Annotated in this window: 2 protein-coding genes; both read right to left on the reverse strand. The window is 73.0% G+C overall.

What is annotated here, in order from left to right:
• The coding region (locus tag AB0N90_RS37505; RefSeq protein WP_365203959.1) for a type I polyketide synthase at positions 1 to 2,513 on the reverse strand (2,513 nt) is incomplete at its 3' end.
• Between the two features lie 46 nt (positions 2,514 to 2,559).
• The coding region (locus AB0N90_RS37510) for an SDR family NAD(P)-dependent oxidoreductase (protein WP_365203962.1) at positions 2,560 to 4,696 on the reverse strand (2,137 nt) is incomplete at its 5' end.

The raw sequence follows: 4,696 nt of genomic DNA on the forward strand, positions 1-4,696 counted from the left end.
AGCACCGGCACCGTCACGGCCCCGTCCAGGCACCCCTGCGCCATACCGCTCAGGACACCGCCAGGGCCGATCTCCACGAACGTGGTCACCCCCAGCTCGCGCAGGGTCCGGACACCGTCGGCGAAGCGCACCGCCTCGCGGACGTGCCGTACCCAGTACTCCGGGGTGTAGGTCTCGACGGGCCGGCCCGTGAGGTTGGAGACGACGGGGAGTTGCGGCTTCTCGAAGGTCAGGCCGCGGACGACCTGGGCGAACTCCTCCAGCATCGGGTCCATCAGGGGCGAGTGGAACGCGTGGCTGACCTTCAGCCGGGACGTCTTGCGGCCCTGTTCGGCGAAGGTCGCGGCGATCGCCAGAGCCGCCTGCTCGTCACCGGAGACGACCACCGAGGAGGGGCCGTTGACGGCGGCGATGCTCACGGCGTCGGTGAGGTGGGGCAGGACTTCCTCTTCGGTGGCCTGTACGGCGACCATCGCGCCGCCCGTGGGCAGTGCCTGCATCAGCGCGGCGCGGGCCGAGACCAGTCTCGCCGCGTCGTCCAGGCAGAGCGCGCCGGCCACGTGTGCGGCGGCGATCTCGCCCACGGAGTGGCCCATCACGAAGTCGGGCCGCACGCCCAGGGATTCGAGGAGCCGGAAGAGGGCCACCTCGACCGCGAACAGCGCGGGCTGCGTGCACCCCGTCTGGTGCAGGGACTCGGCGTCGACGTCGACCGGCATGTCCAGCCGCGCGCACACCTCGTCGTAGGCGGCGGCGAAGACGGGGTACGCGGCGTACAACTCGCGTCCCATGCCCAGGCGTTGCGAGCCTTGACCGGAGAAGAGGAAGCCGGTCCTGCCGCCGGACGGACGGCCCAGCAGGACCCGGGGCGAGGGGTTCCCGGCGGCCAAGTCCTCCAGCCCGAGGAGGAGTTCGGCATGGTCCTCCCCCACGACGGCGGCCCGGTGGCGCAGGGCCGCGCGGGTGGTGGCCAGCGAGAGCCCGATGTCCCGCGGCCGGGCCGCGCCGCGTGCGAGGGGCAGCAGCCGGGCCGCCTGGTCCCGCAGTGCCGCGTCGCTCTTGGCGGAGAGCACCCATGCCAGGGGGCCGTCGGCGGCGGTGTCGGCGGCGGGCTCCTCGTCCTGGGCCGGTGCCTGTTCGATGATGGTGTGGGCGTTGGTGCCGCTCACACCGAACGACGAGATCGCGGCGCGGCGCGGGCGGTCCGTCTCCGGCCAGTCCACGGCATCCGTCAGCAGCCGCACCGCACCCGCCGACCAGTCCACGTGCGGCGTCGGCTCGTCCACGTGCAGGGTCCGGGGCAGCACGCCGTGACGCATCGCCATGACCATCTTGATGATGCCGCCGACACCGGCGGCGGCCTGCGAGTGACCGATGTTGGACTTCAGCGAGCCCAGCCACAACGGCCGGTCCTCGGGGCGCTCCCGGCCGTAGGTGGCGAGGAGGGCCTGCGCCTCGATCGGGTCGCCGAGCGTGGTGCCCGTGCCGTGCGCCTCCACGGCGTCGATCTGGGCGGGAGACAGCCCGGCCGACGCCAGGGCCTGGCGGATGACCCGCTGCTGCGCGGGGCCGTTGGGCGCGGTCAGACCGTTGGACGCGCCGTCCTGGTTGACCGCGCTGCCCCGTACGACGGCCAGCACCTGGTGCCCGTTGCGGCGGGCGTCGGACAGCCGCTCCACCAGCAGCATGCCGACACCCTCGGCCCACCCGGTGCCGTCCGCACCGGCACCGAACGCCTTGCACCGGCCGTCGGGGGCCAGCCCGCGCTGGCGGCTGAACTCCACGAACGGGGTGGGTGTGGTCATCACCTGCACTCCGCCGGCCAGTGCCATGGAGCACTCGCCGCCGCGCAGCGCCTGGATCGCCCAGTGGAGTGCCACCAGCGAGGACGAGCACGCCGTGTCGACGGTGACGGCCGGGCCCTCAAGGCCGAAGGTGTAGGAGATACGACCGGACATCACGCTGGCGGAGTTGCCGGTCCCGAGGTGGCCGTCGGACTCGCCGCCCACGCCGACGAGGAGGTTGACGTAGTCCTGGTAGCCGGAGCCGACGAAGACTCCGGTACGGCTGCCGCGCACCGACTCCGCGTCGATACCGGCACGCTCGAACGTCTCCCACGTCGTCTCCAGCAACAACCGCTGCTGCGGATCCATCGCCACGGCCTCACGCGGCGAGATCCCGAAGAACCCCGGATCGAACTCCCCCGCGTCGTAAAGGAATCCACCGTGCCGCGCGTACGTCTTACCGGCCGCCTCCGGGTCCGGATCGTAGATGCCGTCCACGTCCCAGCCGCGGTCCGCCGGGAACTCCCCGACCGCGTCACCACCGGAGGCCACCAGCCGCCACAGGTCCTCGGGCGAACGCACCCCGCCCGGATACCGGCACGCCATGCCGACGATCGCGATGGGTTCCTGGTTCTTCTCCTCGACCTCACGCAGGCGCTCCCGGGCCTGGCGAAGGTCCCCGGTGACGCGCTTGAGATATTCGAGAAGCCTGTCTTCGTTGCTGCTCATCCGCCTCATCCGTCCTCGGCTGTCGTCAAAGGTAGAGCGCCAAGAACTAGGAATTTTCTAGATCTTGATCGATCAGATCGAAGATGTCGTCGACCGTCGCGTCCTGGAGCTGCCGCTGTGCGTCGGCCGCTGCGATGTGCTGTTCGCCGGCGGTGTTCATCAAGGTCAGCAGCTCCTGGAGCCGCCTGCGCACGCCCGAGCGGACCGTCTCCTCGGCGGTGGCGGCCGTCCCGATCAGCGACTCCAGCCGGTCGAGTTCGCCGAAGACCGACACCTCGTCCGGGCCTTGTCCGCCTGCGAGTTGGCTTCCGAGGTGGCGGGCGACCGCCTCGGGGGTCGGGTGGTCGAAGACCAGGGTCGCGGGGAGGGTGAGCCCGGTGTCGGCGGTGAGCAGGTTGCGCAGTTCCACCGCGGTCAGGGAGTCGAAGCCGAGGTCCCGGAACGCCAGGTCCGGTTCCACCGCCGTGGCGCCGCTGTGGCCGAGTACGGCCGCCGCGTGCGCGCACACCGTGTCCACGAGCAGGCGCCGCCGTTCGTCCTCGGACAGCGTGGCCAGCTTCTCCCGCAGCGCGGACGGCTCCGCGCCCTGCCCGGCGGGCCGCCGCTCCGCGAGGGCGTCCCTGACCTCGGGCAGGTCGCCCAGCAGTGCGCTGGGCCTGCTGACGGTGAACGGGACGACGAACCGCGCCCAGTCCACGTCGGCCACGGTGACCGTACCGTCCGCGCCGCTCAGCGCGCCGTGCAGTGCGGCGATGGCCCGGTCCGGCCGCAGCGTGGTGAGGCCGCGGCGGCGCAGCCGCTCCTCGTCCCCGGTGTCGGCGACCATGCCGCCGTCGGCCCAGGGGCCCCAGGCGACGGCGGTCGCGGTGCGGCCCCGGTCCCGCCGGTGTCGCGCCAGGCCGTCGAGGAAGGCGTTCGCGGCCGAGTACGCCGCCTGCCCGCCGCCTCCCCAGACGCCGGAGATGGAGGAGAAGAGCACGAAGGCGTCCAGTTCCCGTTCGCCGAGCAGTTCGTGGAGGTGCAGGGCGCCGAGGGCCTTCGCGGCGACCGTCGCCGCGAAGTCTCCGAGGCTCGTCTCGGCGAGCATCCCCGCCTCGGCGGTGCCGGCCGCGTGGACCACGGCGTCGACGGGATGCGCGGCGAGCAACGCGGCCAGTGCCGCACGGTCGGCGACGTCGCACGCGGCGACGGTCACCCGTACGTCTTTTGCCTCCAACTCCTCCTTCAGAGCGGCGGCACCGGGTGCGTCGAGACCGCGACGGCTGGTCAGCACCAGATGCTCGGCGCCCGCACCGGCGAGCCAGCGGGCCACATGCCCGCCCAGCGCACCCGTGCCACCCGTGATCAGCACCGTGCCGCGCGGCGACCACGAGCGGTCGTTCCGGGCCGCGGGCAGCCGCGACAGGCGCCGCGCGAACACGCCACGATCGCGGATGGCGACCTGGTCCTCGGCCGACTGTCCGAGCACCGCGACCAGGCGGCCGGTGATCCGGTCGTCGACCGTGCCGGGAAGGTCCACGAGGCCGCCCCAGCGCCGCGCGTGCTCCAGCGCCGCCACGCGGCCGAGCCCCCAGACCTGGGACTGGTGGAGGTCCGCCACCGTCTCGGTGGCGCTCACGCCCACCGCGTTCCGGGTCACGCACCACAGCGGGGCGTCGATGCCGGCGTCGCCCAGGGCCTGGACGAGCAGGACGGACAGCGCGACGCCGAGGGTCAGCGGGGCGGCCGCCGGGGCGGCCTCGCCGTCGACGGCGAGCAGCGACAGGACACCTGCCACGGTCTCGTCGCCGACGGCCCCCGCGAGTTGGGCCGTCAGCTCCGCCCGGTCCGTGGCGGGCTCGACCGGAATGGGCAGCGTGGTCAGGCCCCGCTCGGTCAGCCCGTGCAGACAGGCGGTGACCCAGTCGTCGCCGAGGTGCGCGGCACCGACCGGAACCAGCCATACGCCGCTGCGGGCGGGGCTCTGCGGGGAGGGGTCGGGGATGGCCTTCCAGGTGATGCCGTAGCGCCAACTGTCCATGGCGGACCGCTCCTTGCGCTGCCGCCGCCATGACGACAGTCGCGGGAGTACGTCGCCGAAGGTGTCGCCCGCGCCGATGTCCAGGGTCTCGGCGAGGGCTTGCAGATCCTCGCGCTCCACCGTGTCCCAGAACTCGGCGTCCACCGCGTCCACCACCGTCGCG

The sequence above is a fragment of the Streptomyces sp. NPDC093018 genome, assembly GCF_040684035.1.
Lineage (GTDB): Bacteria > Actinomycetota > Actinomycetes > Streptomycetales > Streptomycetaceae > Streptomyces > Streptomyces murinus.